Genomic DNA, 15888 nt, shown 5'->3' on the forward strand with positions numbered 1-15888 from the left:
CGGTGGAAGGTGGATATAGACGGCATTCTTGGCACGCCCCGGCACCGATACAACTCATTTATATTGACGAGTGCATTAGTTTGAATAATGAATTCACGGCTTTTTCCTTCCCTGCTCGCGTGGCTGCGCTGCTTTGAAGCGGCCGCACGCCACGGCAGCTTCACGCGCGCGGCGGCGGAGCTGTGCATCACCCAGGGCGCGGTGAGCCAGCAGGTCAAGCAGCTGGAAACCTGGCTGGGGCGCCCCCTCTTCGTGCGCACGCCCCGCACCCTCATGCCCACGCCCGAGGGCAAGTGGCTGGCCGTGGTGCTGCGTGAGAGCTTCGGCGCCATCGAGGACGCCCTGTCGCAGATGCGTGTGACCGACGATACGCCGGTGGCCACGCTGAGCTGCTCCCCCTCGTTTGCCATGCAATGGCTCACGCCGCGGCTGGGGGATTTCTTTCGTGAGCACCCGGACGTGGGCCTGCGCGTGTTTGGCGAGTTCCACCGGCTGGACCGCACCCGCATGGTGCGCGACGGGGTCGAGGCGGCAGTGCGCTTCGACCTGGGCGGCTACACCGACCTGCGCGCCAGCGTGTTCCTGGATGAGTGGCTGATTCCCGTGGCCAGCCCCGCCTTCCTGGCCGCCCATCCTGACCTGCAGTCACCCTCGCAATTGCGCGGTGAATGGCTGCTGCACGACAGCAGTGCCTGGGAGGGTGCCGACCCATTCGAGGAATGGCAACACTGGTGCGCCTGCACGGACACAGCGCCGCCCGCCTGTGGCGCCGGGCAGCAGTTCAACCTGTCGCAATTGGCGCTGAGTGCCGCCCTGGCGGGCCAAGGCATTGCCATGGGGCGCGCGGCCCTCGTGCTGGAAGACGTACAGCACGGGCGGCTGGTGCCGCTGTTCGGGTGCAGCGTGCGCTCGCGGGCGTCGTACTCTTTCGTCACCACGGCGCATCCCAGCCCGCCGATGCTGCTGGTCAAGGAATGGCTGGCGCTGCAGGCACAGCGCTTTGCGGAGTTGCGCGGGGCTCTGCTGCCGTGTCCCGCTTGAAAAAAGAAACTTACAAAGCGCTTTTTAATAAAAAAGCGTATAAAGGATGGCATGACGCATTCGTTGATCACCACATTGGCAGAGGTGCGCAAAGCCCGGCGCATCACGCAGGCCGACCTGGCCGCACAAGCCGGCCTGTCGCGCATGGCCGTGCAACGCACCGAGACGGGGGACGTGGACCCGCGCTTTTCCACCCTGGCCGAGATGGCCCGCGTGCTCGGCATGGAACTGATCGCCGTGCCGGCCGAGTTGAGCCCCGCGCTGCAGGCCTTCATCCAGTCGGGGGGCAAATTCCTGGGTCAGCCCTCGGGAGCGGACGCGCCTCCCTCGGTGGTGGAGAGCCTGGGTCGCTGATCAAGACGCACGATGAGCACCGCTATCCGCTACCTGCGCCTGTACCTGCACCGCCCTGCAGCGCAGGGGGGCGGGCGGCGCGGCATCGGCTACCTGTCCCAGTACGGCGACATCCTGCGCGTGTCCTTCGATGAGGACTACATCGCCGACCCGCAGCGCCCCACCCTGTCGCTGAGCTACCGCGGCGCGAACGAGGCGGACACGCAGCAGATCCTGCGCTCGGCGCGTGACGCCCGCTTGGTGCGCACCGACGGACGTTGGCCGGCGTACTTCCAGAACCTGCTGCCCGAGGGCCACAACCGCGACCGCCTGGCGCGCGAACGCGGCTGCGCGCCCGACGACGAATTCGAGCTGCTGGCCGCCGCCGGCCACGACCTGATGGGCGCGCTGGAGGTCGAACCCGTGCCCGCCCAGGAGGGCGTGCCCGACGTGGTGCGCTACTGGCACACCACGCAGGGCCTGGACGTGCTGGAGCCCGGGTTTGTCGAATACCCGGTGGAAGACGCCGCCTCACTGCCCGGTGTGGTCACCAAGTTCAGTGCCGTGCAGGACGGGCGCCGCTACCTTGTCAAGCGCCGCGGCGCCGCCGGCAGTGTGATCCTCAAGCTACCCACCACCGCCCACCCGGACCTGGTGGCCAACGAGTTCACCTGCTACCAGCTGGCCGGTAGCCTGGGCCTGCATTGCGCCCAGGCGCGCATCATCACCCGCGCCGAGGCGGAGCTGCCCGAGGCCGTGCCGTTCGACGACATCCTGGCCGTGCAACGCTTCGACCATCTGGCCGACGGCACCCGCGTGCACATGGAGGAGTTCAACCAGGCCCTGGGCTACGCGCCGCGCCAGAAGTACGGCAAGGGCCTGTTGCAGGACTGGGCCACCATGCTGCGCGTGGTCGATCGCCTGAGCGACCAGCCGGTGCAAGACACCCGCGAGTTCCTGGCGCGCATGGTGGCGTTCATCCTCATGGGCAACACCGACGCGCACCTGAAGAACTGGGCCCTGGTCTACCCCGACGGGCACACGCCGCGCCTGGCGCCGCTGTACGACCCGGTGTGCGTGGCTGCGTTCTTCGAGGGAGCGACCGAACACCAGTACGCGGTGAATCGCGCCATCGACCGCAGCATGCGCGCACTGGACTGGGACGCACTGCAGGCTCTCATCAAGACCGCCGGCCTGTTGCGCATACCGCGCCACCTGGCACTGCTGCGGGACGTGGTACGCCGCGCGCAGGCCGACTGGCCCGCACTGCTCGCTGACGCCCCCTCCACGCTGCAGCGCACCGTGCAGGCGCGGCTGGCGGGTGGCATCGCACTCACGCACCCATAACAGTCGGGCCCGGTCCAGCCGGGTGCGGCACCCACCCCCGTCGGTGAAAAGCCTGTGAGGCCACGCCCCGCACGCGCAGGAGCCGGCGCAGCAGCCCGTTGCCCGACAGCCTTTGCCACAGGGTGCTGCCTAGATGGACGTGCAAACCGGTGCCTGCCCCGAGTCTGGCCATCGTCAGTCACAGCCATGAGGCGGCGGCGACCGCGCCTTCATTGGCCAAGGGATAAGCCAAGCCCCGCCGCGGTCCCTCAGCGGCTCTGCATCCATCCAGCAGCCTCATCCATCAAATGCCCGCGAAACACTTCGGCAATAGGCGACAGCCGCTTGCCCTTGGGCCAGACCAGGTGCCACTGCGATTGGATGGGAAAACCCTGCACGTTCAGAATGGCCAAGCCATCGAGGTGCGGACCCAGCGCGTGCCGCGAAACGATGGAAACGCCCAGCTGCCCTTGCACCGACTCCTTGATGGCCTCGTTGCTGCCCAGCTCCAGTACCGCAGCGGGCGCAAAGCCCAACTGGCGCAGATGGGCGTCCGTCGCCATTCGTGTGCCTGAGCCTTTCTCGCGCAGGATGAACCGCTCGCTCTGCAACTGCGGCAAGGCCACCCGTTTCTTGGCGGCCAGCCGGTGCCCCGCGGGAGCGATGACCACCAGCGGGTTGGGCATGAGCACGTGGTCCTCCAGCGGCAAATCGCCCGGCGGCATGGACATCACGTAAAGGTCGTCCTGGTTGGCACGCAGACGGGTGATGACATGGTCGCGGTTGAGAACTTCCAGCGAAATGTCGATCTGTGGGTGCAACTTGCAAAAGCTGCCCAGCAGACGGGGAACGAAGTACTTGGCGGTGCTCACCACCGCCACCTTGAGCCGGCCGCTGGTCAGGCCCTTGGCGCCCGAAATGCCCTGCTCAAACGCATCCCACTCGCTGGCGATGGCGCGGGCGGTGCGGGCCAGGGCCTGGCCCGCCTCGGTCAGGTACACGCGGCGCGACACCACCTCGTACAGCGGCACGCCCACCGCTTGCGCTACCTCGCGCAACTGCATCGAAGCCGTGGGCTGGGTCACGTGCATGAGCTTGGCGGCGGCGCTCACGCTGCCGGTCTCGGCCAGCGCAAGAAACAGGCGCAGTTGGCGAAAAGTGATATTCATAGATTTTTATCTATATATAACCGCATTCGAATCGATTTTACTTTGCCCCCTGCCCTCTCTAGCATCGCCTCCCATCACCCATGTGGAGTTGAAGAATGCAAAGTTTGCTGGACCCTGCGGTCCTTTTTTTTGCACTGGGCGCGTTTGCGGGCCTGGTGCGGTCCAACCTGGAGATGCCTGCGGCCATCTCGAAGTTCTTGTCGATTTACCTGCTCACGGCGCTGGGCCTGAAGGGCGGCTTTGCGCTGGCGGCCTCGGGCTTCACGGCCAGCGTGGCCAGCAGCCTAGGGCTGGCGGTGCTGCTGGCCGTGGTGGTGCCCCTGGTGGGTTACGCGCTGCTGCGGCGGGTGCTGTCGGGCTTCAACGCGGCGGCCGTGGCGGCCACGTACGGATCGGTCAGCGCAGTGACATTCGTGACCGCCACGCAGTACCTGGAATCGCAATCCATCTCCTACGGCGGCTACATGGCCGCGGCCATGGCGCTGATGGAGTCGCCCGCCATCCTCCTGGCCGTGATGCTGGCCAATGCGCTGCGCCAGCGCCAGGCGGTGCCCGCAGCCCATGCTGCGCCCGTGATGGCCGTTTCTCCTTCAGGCGCCGCGGCCCTGGCCGGCCCCGGCGGGCTGGGTGCCGCGGGCCCCACCCCAGCGGGCAAGGCCGGTCCGGCCTTGTCGGTGGGGACGATCCTGCGCGAATCGTTCACCGATGGCACCCAACTGCTGTTGCTGGGCGCCATGCTCATCGGCCTCGTCACGGGCGACGCAGGCAAGGCCGCCATGCAGCCGTTTTCGGGTGACCTGTTCAAGGGCATGCTCTGCCTGTTCCTGCTGGACATGGGCCTGTCTGCCGCGCGCAATCTGCCCGCCGTGCGCAAACAGTCGCCCTGGCTGTTGGCCTATGCTGTGTGGGGTCCGCTGGTGCATGCCAGCGTGGCGGTCGGCCTGGCGTGGCTTGCCCAGGTTCCCGCGGGCGACGCCGTGCTGCTGATGGTGCTGGCCGCCAGTGCGTCGTACATCGCCGTGCCCGCCGTGGTGCGCTATGCGATACCCGAGGCAGATCCTTCGCTGTACGTCAGCCTGTCGCTGGGTGTGACGTTTCCGCTCAACATCCTGCTGGGCATCCCGCTGTATACGCAGGTGGTGTTGCAGTTGTGGGGTGGTTAACGGCTTGGGCACCAAAGCGCATTGCCCCGGCGGTGGCATCCGCTGCCGGGCATACGCCACCCATCTTGCTATCAATAAATAGCTTCAACCGCTTATCCAACCCGCGCCAGCTCGTCTTTTTACTCAAAAAATTTCGGCACCTGCCGAGCGCAGCAGGGCGGCTGCCGCGTCGGCTTTCATCGCGCGGGCGCAGCCCAAGGCGGTGTTGCCTTGCAGGTCGGCCGCGCGCGGGTTGGCGCCGCGTGACAGCAGCAGTTCCACCACGGCCGGGTGGTTGAACAGGGCGGCGAACATCAGCGGCGTACGGCCATCGGGCGAAGGCCCGTCCACGGCCGCACCACCGTCCAGCAGCAGGCGCACCATGTCCACGTCGCCCTTGAAGGCGGCGCCGGCCAGCGGCGTCTGCCCGCGGCCGTTCACCAGCCCCGCATCGGCTCCGCGCGCCAGCAACAGCCGCGCGGCCTCAGCATGGCCGTGGTAGCTGGCCAGCATCAGCAGGCTGTCGCCCTGGGCATTGCGCAGGTCGGGCGGCAGGCCGTTGTCCAGCCACAGCGCCAGACGCGCGGCGTCGCCCTGGCGCGCGGCGTCGAACACCTTCTCGGCAAAGGCCAGGGTGGCTTCGTCCAGGGCGGGGCGTTCGGGCGTGGCGGTCATGGGGTTCTCCAGCGTCGAGGTGTGAGCCATTGTAGGAACGGGCACCCTGCCCCGCCGCGCATTTGCGCTATGGCTTCGATAGCTTGACAGGCCGCACGGGTCAATGCCCCGTGACCTTGGAGAGCAGCTGGATCACCAGCACGCCGCCCACGATCATGGCCATGCCGACGACGGCCGGCAGGTCCAGCTTCTGCCCATAGAGCAGCCAGCCGACCAGCGAGATCAGCACGATGCCCAGCCCCGACCACACGGCGTACACCACGCCCGTGGCCATGTGGTTCATCACCTTGGAGACGAGGTAGAACGCCACGCAGTAGCCCAGCACCGCCAGCGCGCTGGGCCCCAGCCGCGTGAGCCCCTGCGAGGACTTGAGCGCCGAGGTGGCCACCACCTCCGCCACGATGGAGATGCCGAGCAGAAGGTACGGATGCATGGGTAAGAAAATGCGGTGCGTGCGAGATTTATCAAAATGATAGCTGCTCGCGCTTGATGGGAAAGCGCTCCAGGCATATTTGGCTTGAAATTCCCACGCTACACCCTACCCGCCCGTGCAGACCAGCCGCTGCTCGCCCAGCCCCGTCGCGCCCAGCCGCATCACGTCGCCCGCGCGCAAGAAACGCGGCGTGGGCTTCTGTCCCAGGCCCACGCCGGCGGGCGTGCCGGTGAGCACCAGATCGCCCGGCTCCAGCGTCATGAACTGGCTGATGTAGGCCAGCACCCGGGGCACGCCGAAGATGAAATTGCGCGTGTGGCCGTCCTGCATGCGCTGGCCGTTCACCTCCAGCCACAGCCCGATGGCGTGCGGGTCGGGAATCTCGTCGGTGGTCACCAGCCAGGGGCCCACGGGCGCGAAGGTGTCGCAGCCTTTGCCCTTGTCCCACTGCCCGCCACGCTCCATCTGGTAGCTGCGCTCGGACACGTCGTTGGCCAGCACGTAGCCGGCCACATGGGCCAGCGCATCGGCCTCGGCCACCTGCTGCATGCGCGTGCCGATGACGATGCCCAGCTCCACCTCCCAGTCGGTCTTGAGCGCGCCGGGCGGGATGCGCACGGCGTCCGTGGGGCCGCTGAGCGCGCTGGTCGCCTTCATGAACAGCACGGGCTCTGCCGGCGCGGGCAAGCCGGCCTCGGCCGCATGGTCGGCGTAGTTCAGGCCCACGCAGACGATCTTGCCGACACCGCCCACGGGGCAGCCCAGGCGTGTGCCGGGCTCCACCGCGGGCAGGCGCGCGGCGTCGATGGCGGCCAGCGCGGCCAACGTGCGCGGCGCCAGCTGCGTGGGGCCGATGTCCGGCAGCAGCATGGACAGGTCGCGCAGCACGCCCTGGGCGTCGATCAGGCCGGCGCGCTCCGCGCCGGGTTGTCCGTGGCGGACGAGTTTCATGGGTGTCTCCGTGGGTTTGATCGGGACGATCTTATGCACGCCATCCCGTTCATCCATCGCATCGACTGATGGCCGCATCGCGTTTGACGATGGCGAGGCCGGCACGGCCGCCGCGCGCCACGCGTACGATGCGCAGCTTCGCCGCCCCGCCATGCACCCTCACATCCCCGAATCGCCCGCCAGAACCGCCGAGGACGACCACCCACGCCCGCACAGCCTGCGGGAGCTGTTCTGGGCCTTCACCTGGCTGGCGCTGCAGGGCTTTGGCGGCGTGCTGGCCGTGGTGCAGCGCGAGCTGGTCGAACGCCGCCGCTGGATGAGCAACGAGCAGTTCGTCGAGGACTGGGCCGCCGCGCAGATCCTGCCGGGCCCGAATGTGGTGAACCTGTCCATCATGGTGGGCGACCGCTACTTCGGCCTGCGCGGCGCGCTGGTGGCCGTGGCGGGCATGCTGTTGCTGCCCATGCTGCTGGTGGTGGTGCTGGCCGTGGTCTACGCCGGCTTTGCCGACCAGCCCATGGTGGCAGGCGCTCTGCGCGGCATGGGCGCCGTGGCCGCAGGCCTGGTGGCGGGCGTGGGCTGCCGCCTGGCCGCGTCGCTGCGCAAGCATCCGCTGGGGCCCTGGGCCTGCGGCGCGATCGCGGCCGCCACCTTCGTCGCCATGAGCGTGCTGCGCCTGCCGCTGGCCTGGGTGCTGCCCGTGGTGGGCGGCGCGGCCTGCGCCCTCACCTGGCGCAAGCTCGCTTCCGCGGGGCACTGACGCAGCCATGGCCGCACCGCTGACCTTGCACCTGCAGCCGCTGGACTGGCTGAACCTGTTCCTGTACTACCTGTCGCTGTCGCTGCTGGCCGTGGGCGGCGCCATCGCCACCGCACCGGACATGCACCGCTTCCTGGTGGAGCGCCAGGGTTGGCTGACCGAGGTGCAGTTCAACACCTCCATCGTCATCGCACAGTCGGCTCCCGGGCCCAACGTACTGTTCATCGCCCTGCTGGGCTGGAACGTGGGCCTGAACGCGGCCGGCACCGGCACGCATGCGGCCTGGGCCTTCGGCGCGGTGGGCGTGGCGGTCTGCATGCTGGGGGTGCTGCTGCCCAGCAGCCTGCTGACCTGGGCCGCCACGCGCTGGGCACACCGCAACCGCGAACGCCGCTCGGTGCGCGCCTTCAAGCAAGGCATGGCACCACTGGTGATCGGTCTGCTGCTGGCCACGGCCTGGGTGCTGGGCAGCGCCCATGGCGAGCCCGCGCAAGACTGGCCACTGTGGCTGCTGAGCGCGGCCACCACCCTGCTGGTGTGGCGCACGCGCATCCACCTGTTATGGCTGCTGGGCGCGGGGGCGTTGCTGGGCGCGTTCGGCTGGGTCTAGGGCGGTGTCAGGGCTGGCGCGCGCGACGGTAGTCCGCCAGCGCCCGCACCGTGGTGCACAGCAAGCCATGCGCACGGGCAAAGCGGGCCACCTGTGCGCCGCGCGCCATGCTGCCGTCGGGGTTCATGAGCTCGCACAGCACGCCCGCAGGCGGCAGGCCGGCCAACACGGCCAGGTCCACGGCCGACTCGGTATGGCCGTCACGCTCCAGCACCCCGCCCGCGCGTGCCACCAGTGGGAACACGTGGCCCGGGCTTACGACCTCGGGCGCGCACCCCGGCGCCGGAATGCGCAGGGCGCATCGCACGGTCTGTAGGCGGTCGGCCGCCGACACGCCGGTACTCACGCCATGCGCGGCCTCGATGGACTGGGTGAACGCGGTGGAGAACGCCGAGCGGTTCACCTCCACCATGGGCCGCAACCCCAGCGCCTTGGCATGCGCGGGCGTCAGGCACAGGCAAACGATGCCGCTGCCCTCACGGATCATGAGTGCCATGGTGGCCTCGGTCATGTTGGCGGCAGCGCAGACCAGGTCGGCCTCGTTTTCGCGGTCGGCGTCATCGAGCACCAGCACCGGGCGGCCGGCCGCGATCGCGGCGATCACCGCGGGCATGGGCGCGAGCGTGACCTCCTGTGGGAGATCGCCAGGGGCGGACAAGAAAGTGGCGGGAAAAGACATGAAACGCTCCTCGGTTGAAATGAAGAAACGCCTCAAGGCATGCAAGAAGCACCCACGCGCGCCATGGGCCCGGGGGCCGGCACGCGCGAAGCACACGGCCGCGCCCAGGGCGCTGGGTCCCGGTCGCGGCACGTCTTCTTTCATCCGGACTATGACCGTCGGCCCCGGACTGGGAGTGGCCTGCGCCGCCCCGCACCGGGTCTGCTGACCCCCGATTGCACTGATGGCAACCGGGGCGCTCGCGGGCTCGCGGTGCAAGAAAACCTCCATGCGCCGCCTACCGCCGGTGGGGAATTCCACCCCGCCCTGAAGACCTGCCGATTATGGCGCCTCAACCATCGGCGGCCCGTCCAGCAGCAATGGCAGCAAACGCGCCGCCGAACCACGCAGCACGGCGTGGGCGATACCGTCCAGCTCGCTGGCCGCGGTGTTGACCACCACCACGCGCGCACCGGCATGGCGCGCCTGGTGCGCCAGCCCTGCGGCCGGGTACACGGCGCCCGCGGTGCCCACCACCAGCATCAGCTCGCAGGACTGCGCCGCCTGCTGCGCCGCGGCCAGCACCGGCAGCGGCAAGGCCTCGCCGAACCAGACCACGCCAGGGCGTACCAGGTTGCCGCAGGTGGGACAGCGCGGCGGGTGGCCGGGCGCGGCGTGGGCCAGATCGCAGCAGGCACGCGGACGGTCGAGCCAGCGGTCGGCCGTCAGGTCACCATGCAGGCACAGCACATCCGGGCTGCCGGCGCGCTGGTGCAGGCCGTCCACGTTCTGGGTGATGAGCGTCAGCCGCCCGCGCCTGTGCTGCGCAAACGCCGCCAGCGCCCTGTGGCCCGCGTTGGGCTGCACGCCCGCGAGCAAGCCGCGGCGGTGGGCGTACCAGTCCCACACCCGCGCGGGCTGGGCCCTGAAGCCGGTCTCGCTGGCCATCTCCATGGGGTTGAACTGCGCCCAATAGCCCGTCTGCGCATCCCGGAACGTGGGGACGCCCGACTCGGCGCTGATGCCTGCGCCTGTCAGCACCGCGATGCGGCGCGCATCGCGCACCCACGCCCGCACCTCGTCCAGCGGGGTGCCGGGACCGGACGTTCCGGCATCGTCCGTCATGCCGCGGCCTCGGCCAGCAGGCCCTGCTCGACCATGGCGACCAGTCGCTCGGCCAGCGCCTGGCAGCCAGCCTCGTCCAGGCCGCGCAAAGGGCCGTCCAGCATCAGCATCGCCATGCCATGCACGGCGGACCAGGCCATGAACTCGGCGCCCGGGCGGCGTGCGGGTGGCAGCAGACCGGCCTGCACCATGCCGTCGAGTGTGTGCCCCAGCAGTTCGAACGGATCCATGCCGCTGGCCCCGCGCGCCGCACCATCGTCCGGCGCGCGCTCGTCCACATCAAAGGGCCGCGCCACGAAAGCGGTGCGGAACAGGCCCGGCTCGTGCCGCGCAAAGCGCAGATAGCCCAAGCCCACGCCGCGGAACGCGGCGCGTGCACGCTGGCGCGGATCGCGCAGCCGGCGCGTGGCATGGATCTCGGCCTCGATCGCGCGCGCCAGTTCCGACAGCGCCACCGCGCGCACGGCTTCCAGCAGCGCCTGGTGGTTCTGAAAATGCCGGTACGCCGCATTGGGCACCACACCGGCACGGCGCGTGGCTTCGCGCAGCACTACCGCGGCAGGGCCGCCTTCGCGCGCCAGCGCCACACCGGCGTCCAGCAGCGCGCGCTTCAAATCCCCATGGCGGTACGTGGCACGCGCGGGGCTCAGGTCTTCATTCGGCATTTACGAGTTTTTACAGATACACCGTCCACATTTATCGACGCAGCCCGAATACACTGCAAGTGTACATTGTCCACAAAGGAGTTGCGCCATGGAACCCGACAGCTACATCGACGGCTTCGTGCTTGCCGTCCCCACTGCCAACAAGGAGACCTTTCGCCAGCACGCCAGCGAGGCCGCGCAGATCTTCAAGAAGCACGGCGCCCTGGAGATCGTGGAATGCTGGGGCGACGACGTGCCCGAGGGCAAGCTCACCTCCATGCCCCTGGCCGTGCAGCGCAAGGACGACGAGACCGTGGTCTTTTCCTGGGTCGTGTGGCCCTCGCGCGCGGTACGCGATGCCGGCATGCAGGCCGTCATGGACGACCCGCTCTGCCCCAAGGACATGCCTTTCGATGGCCAGCGTGTGATTTATGGCGGGTTTCGCGTGCTGGTACACGCGTAAACGGCGCGCACCTCTTCCCCTTCTACTCCACTTAAACCACCCCAAGGAGACACCATGCAGTTCACGCCCTACCTCAACTTCGACGGCAACTGTGCCGAGGCATTTGCCTTCTACGCCAAGCTGTTCGGCGGCACCATCGTCCACCAGAGCACCTTTGGGGAGATACCTCCCTCCGAAAACATGCCCCCGCTGCCCGAGGCAGCCAAGAGCCGCATCATGCATGCGCAGCTGCAGATCAAGGACCAGTCGTTGATGGGATCGGACGCCATGCCGGCCATTCCCGGGCAGGACCCGAATGCCTGTGGTGGCGGCTACCAACTGCCGCAGGGCCTGTGGGTGTCGATCCAGGCCGCCGACGCGGCCGAGGGGCGCCGCCTGTTCGATGCGCTCAGCGCCGGCGGCGAGACCGTCATGCCATTTGCCGCGACCTTCTGGTCACCCGGCTTCGGCATGGCGCGCGACCGCTTCGGCACGCCGTGGATGGTCAACGTGGCGGCACAGGCCTGATGCCCCACACCCAAGGAGGCCATATGTCCGACCGCACCGTTCGTCTGCACCGGGTGCTGCGCACCACGCCGCACAAGCTGTATCGCGCCTTCCTGGAGAGCGACGCCATGGCCAAATGGCTGCCACCCCACGGCTTTACCTGCAGGGTGCAAGAACTCGACGCCCGCGTGGGAGGTACCTTCCGCATGTCGTTCCACAACTTCGGCTCGGGCCAGTCGCACGCCTTCAGCGGCGAATACCTGGAGCTGGTGCCGGGGGAGCTCATCCGCTACACCGACCGGTTCGACGACCCGAACCTGCCCGGCACGCTGGAGGTCACCGTCCGGCTCACGCCCGTGAGCTGCGGCACCGAGCTGAGCATCACCCAGGCCGGCATTCCGCAGGCCATTCCGCTGGAAATGTGCTACCTGGGCTGGCAGGAATCTCTCACCCAGCTGGCCGCGCTGGTGGAGCCCGACATCCCGGGTTAAAGGCCCAGCAGTCCCGACTCAGCAGGAGCACCCCATGACGCAACCCGCCAAAAACACCGTCTGCCTGTGGTTCGACGGCACTGCCGAAGAAGCCGCGCGGTTCTACGCGAAAACCTTTCCCGACTCATCCGTGAGCGCGCTGCACCGCGCGCCGGGGGACTTTCCGTCAGGCCAAGAGGGCGATGTGCTGATGGTCGAGTTCACGGTGCTGGGCATCCCCTGCCTGGGGCTCAACGGCGGCCCGGCCTTCAAGCACAGCGAGGCTTTCTCGTTCCAGGTGGCGACCGCCGACCAGGCAGAAACCGACCGCTACTGGAATGCCATCGTGAACAACGGCGGCCAGGAAAGCGACTGCGGCTGGTGCAAGGACCGATGGGGCCTGTCCTGGCAGATCACGCCCGTGGCCCTGACCCGCGCGGTGACCGACCCCGACCGCGCCGCCGCCAAGCGCGCTTTCGACGCGATGATGCAGATGCGCAAGATCGACATTGCCGCCATCGAGGCGGCGCGCCGCGGCTAGGGGCCGGGCGCCTTCCGCGTTCAGGCGCGCTGGCGCAGCGCCTCGTACAGGCACACCGCGCTGGCCACCGACACGTTCAGGCTCTCGACAGCGCCCTGCATGGGGATGCCCACCAGTTCGTCGCAGGTCTTGCGCGTGAGTTGGCGCATGCCCGGGCCCTCGGCGCCCAGCACCAGGGCGACCGGGCCTTTCAGGTCCACCTGGTACAGCGTCTTGTCGGCATCGCCACTGGTGCCGATGACCCAGATGTTGCGCTCCTTGAGCTCGTTCAGCGTGCGCGCCAGGTTCGTGACCATGAAGTACGGCACCGTCTCGGCCGCGCCGCTGGCCACCTTGGCCACGGTGGCGTTGATGCCCACCGCATGGTCCTTGGGGGCGATCACCGCATGCGCGCCCGCGCCATCGGCCACGCGCAAGCAGGCGCCCAGGTTGTGCGGGTCGGTCACGCCGTCCAGCACCAGCAGCAGCGGATTTTTCACGCCACGGGCCTCCAGCTCGTCCAGCAGCTCGTCCAGCGTGCGCACCTGCGCCACGGCCTCGACCCGCGCAGCCACGCCCTGGTGGCCATGGCTGCCGGCCAGCTTGGCCAGGCGCAGGCCGTCGGCTTCGATCAGGCGCGCCCCCGCCTCGCGTGCGCGCTCCAGGAACTGGCGCATGCGCGCGTCGCGGCGCGTGGGCTCGTAATAGATCTCGATGATGCTTTGCGGCGCGGTCTTCAGGCGCACGCCCACGGCGTGAAAGCCGAAGAGGACTTTGGGGGAGGACATGGGTGGCGATTATCCCGCCAGCGACCCCACTGGCACCGTGGCGCGGCGCAGGCCACCGCCGGGCAGCCGCTAAAATCCGCGTTTCTTCCCTTGACAAACGGGCCGCTGCCACAAGCGGCGCCGCTTGCCTGACCGCCTTCATGGCCGTCCCTGTGGCGGCCGCGCCTGCCACAAGGCGCCGCGCTGCGCGGCCTGCGCAGCGGCTCAGGCCCTCCTTCTGTTCAGATCATGATCCTCTCTCCCCTGTTGCGCTGGGTGCAGCGCACGAGCCTGGTCACCCAGATCGCCATCGCCGTGGTCATCGGCATTGTGCTGGCGGCTGTATGGCCCGCCGCAACGCCCCACTTGGCCATACTTGGCTCGTTGTTCATCTCGGCCCTGAAGGCGGTGGCGCCGGTGCTGGTGTTCGTGCTGGTGATGGCCGCCATCAGCAACCACACACCGGGCGAGACCACGCACATCCGCCCGGTGCTGGTGCTGTACGCGGTGGGCACGCTGGCCGCGGCCACCGTGGGTGTGGTGGCCAGCATGTGGTTTCCCAGCACGCTCACGCTGCAGGCGCCCGCACAGGCCGCCGCGGGGCCGGGGTCGGTGTCCGAGGTGCTGATGAACGTGCTCAAGAGCGTGGTCGAAAACCCGGTCAAGGCGCTGCTGGAGGCCAACTACATCGGCATCCTGGCCTGGGCCATTGCGCTGGGCCTGGCGCTGCGCCACGCCAGCGCGGGCACGCGCGCCATGCTGCAGGACGGCGCCGCGGCCGTGACGCAGGTGATCCAGTTGGTGATCCGCCTGGCGCCCCTGGGTATCCTGGGCCTGGTTGCCAGCACCTTTGCGGAAGCCGGCGCGCAGGCGCTGTGGGGTTATGCCCAACTGCTGGCCGTGCTGCTGGGCTGCATGCTGTTCGTGGCGCTGGTGGTCAACCCGCTGATCGTGTACGTGGCGATCCGCCGCAACCCCTATCCGCTGGTGCTGATGTGCCTGCGCGAGAGCGGCGTAACGGCGTTCTTCACGCGCAGCTCTGCCGCCAACATCCCGATCAACCTGGCCCTGGCCAAGCGCCTGCACCTGAACGAGGACACCTACAGCATCGCCATTCCGCTGGGCGCCACCATCAACATGGCCGGCGCGGCCATCACCATCAGCGTGCTGTCGCTGGCCGCGGCCAACACCCTGGGCGTCCAGGTAGACCTGCCGACCGCGCTGCTGCTGTGCGTGGTTGCGTCGCTGTGCGCCTGCGGCGCATCGGGCGTGGCCGGCGGCTCGCTGCTCTTGATTCCGCTGGCGTGCAGCCTGTTCGGCATCGGCAACGACGTGGCGATGCAGGTGGTGGCCATCGGCTTCATCATTGGCATCCTGCAGGATTCGGCCGAGACGGCGCTGAATTCCTCCACCGACGTGATCTTCACCGCCGCCGCCTGCCTGGCACAGGAGCGCAAGGCACAGGTCTGATTCACCACCAGCCCGCTATCGATACGAGAGCTGACAGCGCTTGCTGCGCATCGATTTCAAGATGGAATTCATTGAAAACCAGCTAGCATCAAGCGCTGGCAGCTATTCTTTCAGGAGTTATCGACCAGCCGTCCGGCCTCAATGGTGATGCGCCGGTCGCAGCGCGCGGCAATGCCGCGGTCGTGCGTGACCAGCACCAGCGTGGTGCCCTGCTCGCGGTTGAGGGCCAGCATCAGTTCCATGATGGTCTCTCCCGTGGCGAAGTCCAGGCTGCCCGTGGGCTCGTCGGCCAGCAGCACGGCGGGCTCCACCACGAAGGCGCGTGCCAGCGCCACGCGCTGCTGCTCGCCGCCCGACAGCACCTTGGGATAGTGCGTCAGGCGCTGGCCCAGGCCGACGCGCTCCAGCATGTCGGTCGCGCGGCGGCGTGCATCGCGAATGCCCGCCAACTCCAGCGGCAGCATCACGTTCTCCAGCGCCGTGAGGTTACCCATGAGCTGAAAGCTCTGGAACACGAAGCCCACCTGCCGCGCGCGCAGTGCGGCGCGGTCGTCCTCGTCCAGTGCGAACAGGTCCTGCCCACCCAGCCGCACCGTGCCGCGCGTGGGTGTGTCCAGCCCGGCGATGATGGACAGCAGCGTGCTCTTGCCGGAGCCCGAGGCGCCCACGATGGCCGCAGTCTCCCGCGGCGCCAGGCGGAAATCGATATCCCGCAAAATCTCCAGCGTACCCGTGGAGTCCGTGACGGACTTGGACACATGCTCCACCGCGATGATGGATTCGGGCGGCATGCGTTCGTTGGAGGCGGCAGGGGCCGCGGCGGCGGAGGTTTCGGACATGAAAGG

General features: G+C 68.5%; 20 protein-coding genes and 1 riboswitch. Of the genes, 11 read left to right on the forward strand and 9 right to left on the reverse strand.

The features are described from left to right. The first annotated feature begins 87 nt into the window (after positions 1 to 87). From BA022_RS06150 to BA022_RS06160, 3 genes are read left to right on the forward strand one after another with little or no spacing between them, the layout of a single operon-like run. Positions 88 to 1041, forward strand: coding sequence for a LysR family transcriptional regulator (locus BA022_RS06150; protein ID WP_088886900.1), 954 nt, complete (start codon positions 88 to 90; stop codon positions 1039 to 1041). Positions 1042 to 1092: 51 nt separating this feature from the next. Continuing rightward, complete coding sequence (locus tag BA022_RS06155; RefSeq protein ID WP_088886901.1) at positions 1093 to 1395, forward strand: helix-turn-helix transcriptional regulator; 303 nt, start codon at positions 1093 to 1095, stop codon at positions 1393 to 1395. A 12-nt stretch (positions 1396 to 1407) separates the two neighbouring features. After that, on the forward strand, positions 1408 to 2721 hold the full coding sequence (locus BA022_RS06160; RefSeq protein WP_088886902.1) for a type II toxin-antitoxin system HipA family toxin: 1314 nt from the start codon (positions 1408 to 1410) through the stop codon (positions 2719 to 2721). A gap of 248 nt (positions 2722 to 2969) precedes the next feature. Here BA022_RS06160 and BA022_RS06165 read toward each other — a convergent pair whose 3' ends face one another. Then, a complete protein-coding gene (locus BA022_RS06165; protein WP_015913175.1) occupies positions 2970 to 3869 on the reverse strand; it encodes a LysR family transcriptional regulator in 900 nt (299 codons plus the stop codon). 95 nt (positions 3870 to 3964) lie between these two features. Between BA022_RS06165 and BA022_RS06170 the strand changes: the two genes are divergently transcribed. Continuing rightward, positions 3965 to 5032, forward strand: coding sequence for a sodium-dependent bicarbonate transport family permease (locus tag BA022_RS06170; RefSeq protein WP_088886903.1), 1068 nt, complete (start codon positions 3965 to 3967; stop codon positions 5030 to 5032). Between the two features lie 123 nt (positions 5033 to 5155). Here the strand turns inward: BA022_RS06170 and BA022_RS06175 are convergent, their stop codons facing one another. From BA022_RS06175 to BA022_RS06185, 3 genes are all read right to left on the reverse strand, one after another. After that, positions 5156 to 5716: an ankyrin repeat domain-containing protein gene (locus tag BA022_RS06175; protein WP_088886904.1), complete on the reverse strand. Its 561-nt coding sequence runs from the start codon at positions 5714 to 5716 to the stop codon at positions 5156 to 5158. 70 nt (positions 5717 to 5786) lie between these two features. Next, positions 5787 to 6119, reverse strand: coding sequence for an SMR family transporter (locus BA022_RS06180; RefSeq protein WP_088886905.1), 333 nt, complete (start codon positions 6117 to 6119; stop codon positions 5787 to 5789). 105 nt (positions 6120 to 6224) lie between these two features. Continuing rightward, positions 6225 to 7070 (reverse strand): fumarylacetoacetate hydrolase family protein, encoded by an 846-nt coding sequence (locus tag BA022_RS06185; protein ID WP_088886906.1) that lies wholly within the window; start codon positions 7068 to 7070, stop codon positions 6225 to 6227. Between the two features lie 151 nt (positions 7071 to 7221). On the opposite strand from BA022_RS06185, the gene BA022_RS06190 reads away from it, so the two are divergent. Beyond that, the gene (locus tag BA022_RS06190) at positions 7222 to 7830 is read left to right on the forward strand and encodes a chromate transporter (protein WP_088888528.1); all 609 of its coding nucleotides are present in this window, start codon (positions 7222 to 7224) and stop codon (positions 7828 to 7830) included. Between the two features lie 7 nt (positions 7831 to 7837). Then, positions 7838 to 8440 (forward strand): chromate transporter, encoded by a 603-nt coding sequence (locus BA022_RS06195; RefSeq protein WP_011805468.1) that lies wholly within the window; start codon positions 7838 to 7840, stop codon positions 8438 to 8440. A 7-nt stretch (positions 8441 to 8447) separates the two neighbouring features. Here BA022_RS06195 and ribB read toward each other — a convergent pair whose 3' ends face one another. From ribB to BA022_RS06210, 3 genes are all read right to left on the reverse strand, one after another. Continuing rightward, positions 8448 to 9119 carry a 3,4-dihydroxy-2-butanone-4-phosphate synthase gene (ribB, locus tag BA022_RS06200; protein ID WP_088886907.1) on the reverse strand — a complete coding sequence of 224 codons (672 nt, stop codon included), beginning with the start codon at positions 9117 to 9119 and terminating at the stop codon, positions 8448 to 8450. Positions 9120 to 9247: 128 nt separating this feature from the next. Then, positions 9248 to 9437, reverse strand: a riboswitch (FMN riboswitch). A 3-nt stretch (positions 9438 to 9440) separates the two neighbouring features. Continuing rightward, the gene (locus tag BA022_RS06205) at positions 9441 to 10223 is read right to left on the reverse strand and encodes an SIR2 family NAD-dependent protein deacylase (RefSeq protein ID WP_088886908.1); all 783 of its coding nucleotides are present in this window, start codon (positions 10221 to 10223) and stop codon (positions 9441 to 9443) included. Next, complete coding sequence (locus tag BA022_RS06210; RefSeq protein WP_088886909.1) at positions 10220 to 10888, reverse strand: TetR/AcrR family transcriptional regulator; 669 nt, start codon at positions 10886 to 10888, stop codon at positions 10220 to 10222. The genes BA022_RS06205 and BA022_RS06210 overlap by 4 nt, the downstream gene beginning before the upstream one ends. Positions 10889 to 10976: 88 nt before the next feature. On the opposite strand from BA022_RS06210, the gene BA022_RS06215 reads away from it, so the two are divergent. The 4 genes from BA022_RS06215 to BA022_RS06230 are packed head-to-tail and all read left to right on the forward strand — an operon-like array spanning position 10977 to position 12827. Then, complete coding sequence (locus tag BA022_RS06215) at positions 10977 to 11330, forward strand: DUF1428 domain-containing protein (protein ID WP_011805472.1); 354 nt, start codon at positions 10977 to 10979, stop codon at positions 11328 to 11330. 54 nt (positions 11331 to 11384) lie between these two features. Then, a complete protein-coding gene (locus BA022_RS06220; RefSeq protein ID WP_088886910.1) occupies positions 11385 to 11837 on the forward strand; it encodes a VOC family protein in 453 nt (150 codons plus the stop codon). A 23-nt stretch (positions 11838 to 11860) separates the two neighbouring features. Continuing rightward, positions 11861 to 12307, forward strand: coding sequence for an SRPBCC family protein (locus tag BA022_RS06225; RefSeq protein WP_088886911.1), 447 nt, complete (start codon positions 11861 to 11863; stop codon positions 12305 to 12307). 34 nt (positions 12308 to 12341) lie between these two features. Continuing rightward, the gene (locus BA022_RS06230) at positions 12342 to 12827 is read left to right on the forward strand and encodes a VOC family protein (RefSeq protein WP_088886912.1); all 486 of its coding nucleotides are present in this window, start codon (positions 12342 to 12344) and stop codon (positions 12825 to 12827) included. Between the two features lie 20 nt (positions 12828 to 12847). On the opposite strand, the gene rlmB is transcribed toward BA022_RS06230, so the two are convergent. Further along, a complete protein-coding gene (rlmB, locus tag BA022_RS06235; RefSeq protein ID WP_015913162.1) occupies positions 12848 to 13594 on the reverse strand; it encodes a 23S rRNA (guanosine(2251)-2'-O)-methyltransferase RlmB in 747 nt (248 codons plus the stop codon). A gap of 228 nt (positions 13595 to 13822) precedes the next feature. Here rlmB and sstT point away from each other — a divergent pair, with 228 nt between their 5' ends. Continuing rightward, complete coding sequence (gene sstT, locus BA022_RS06240) at positions 13823 to 15043, forward strand: serine/threonine transporter SstT (protein WP_088886913.1); 1221 nt, start codon at positions 13823 to 13825, stop codon at positions 15041 to 15043. Positions 15044 to 15153: 110 nt separating this feature from the next. On the opposite strand, the gene BA022_RS06245 is transcribed toward sstT, so the two are convergent. Further along, positions 15154 to 15882, reverse strand: a complete 729-nt coding sequence (locus tag BA022_RS06245; protein WP_088886914.1) for an ABC transporter ATP-binding protein — start codon at positions 15880 to 15882, stop codon at positions 15154 to 15156. Between the last annotated feature and the right edge of the window lie 6 nt (positions 15883 to 15888).

Origin of the sequence: Diaphorobacter nitroreducens (assembly GCF_002214645.1) — a bacterium.
Classification (GTDB): Bacteria; Pseudomonadota; Gammaproteobacteria; order Burkholderiales; family Burkholderiaceae_C; genus Diaphorobacter; species Diaphorobacter nitroreducens.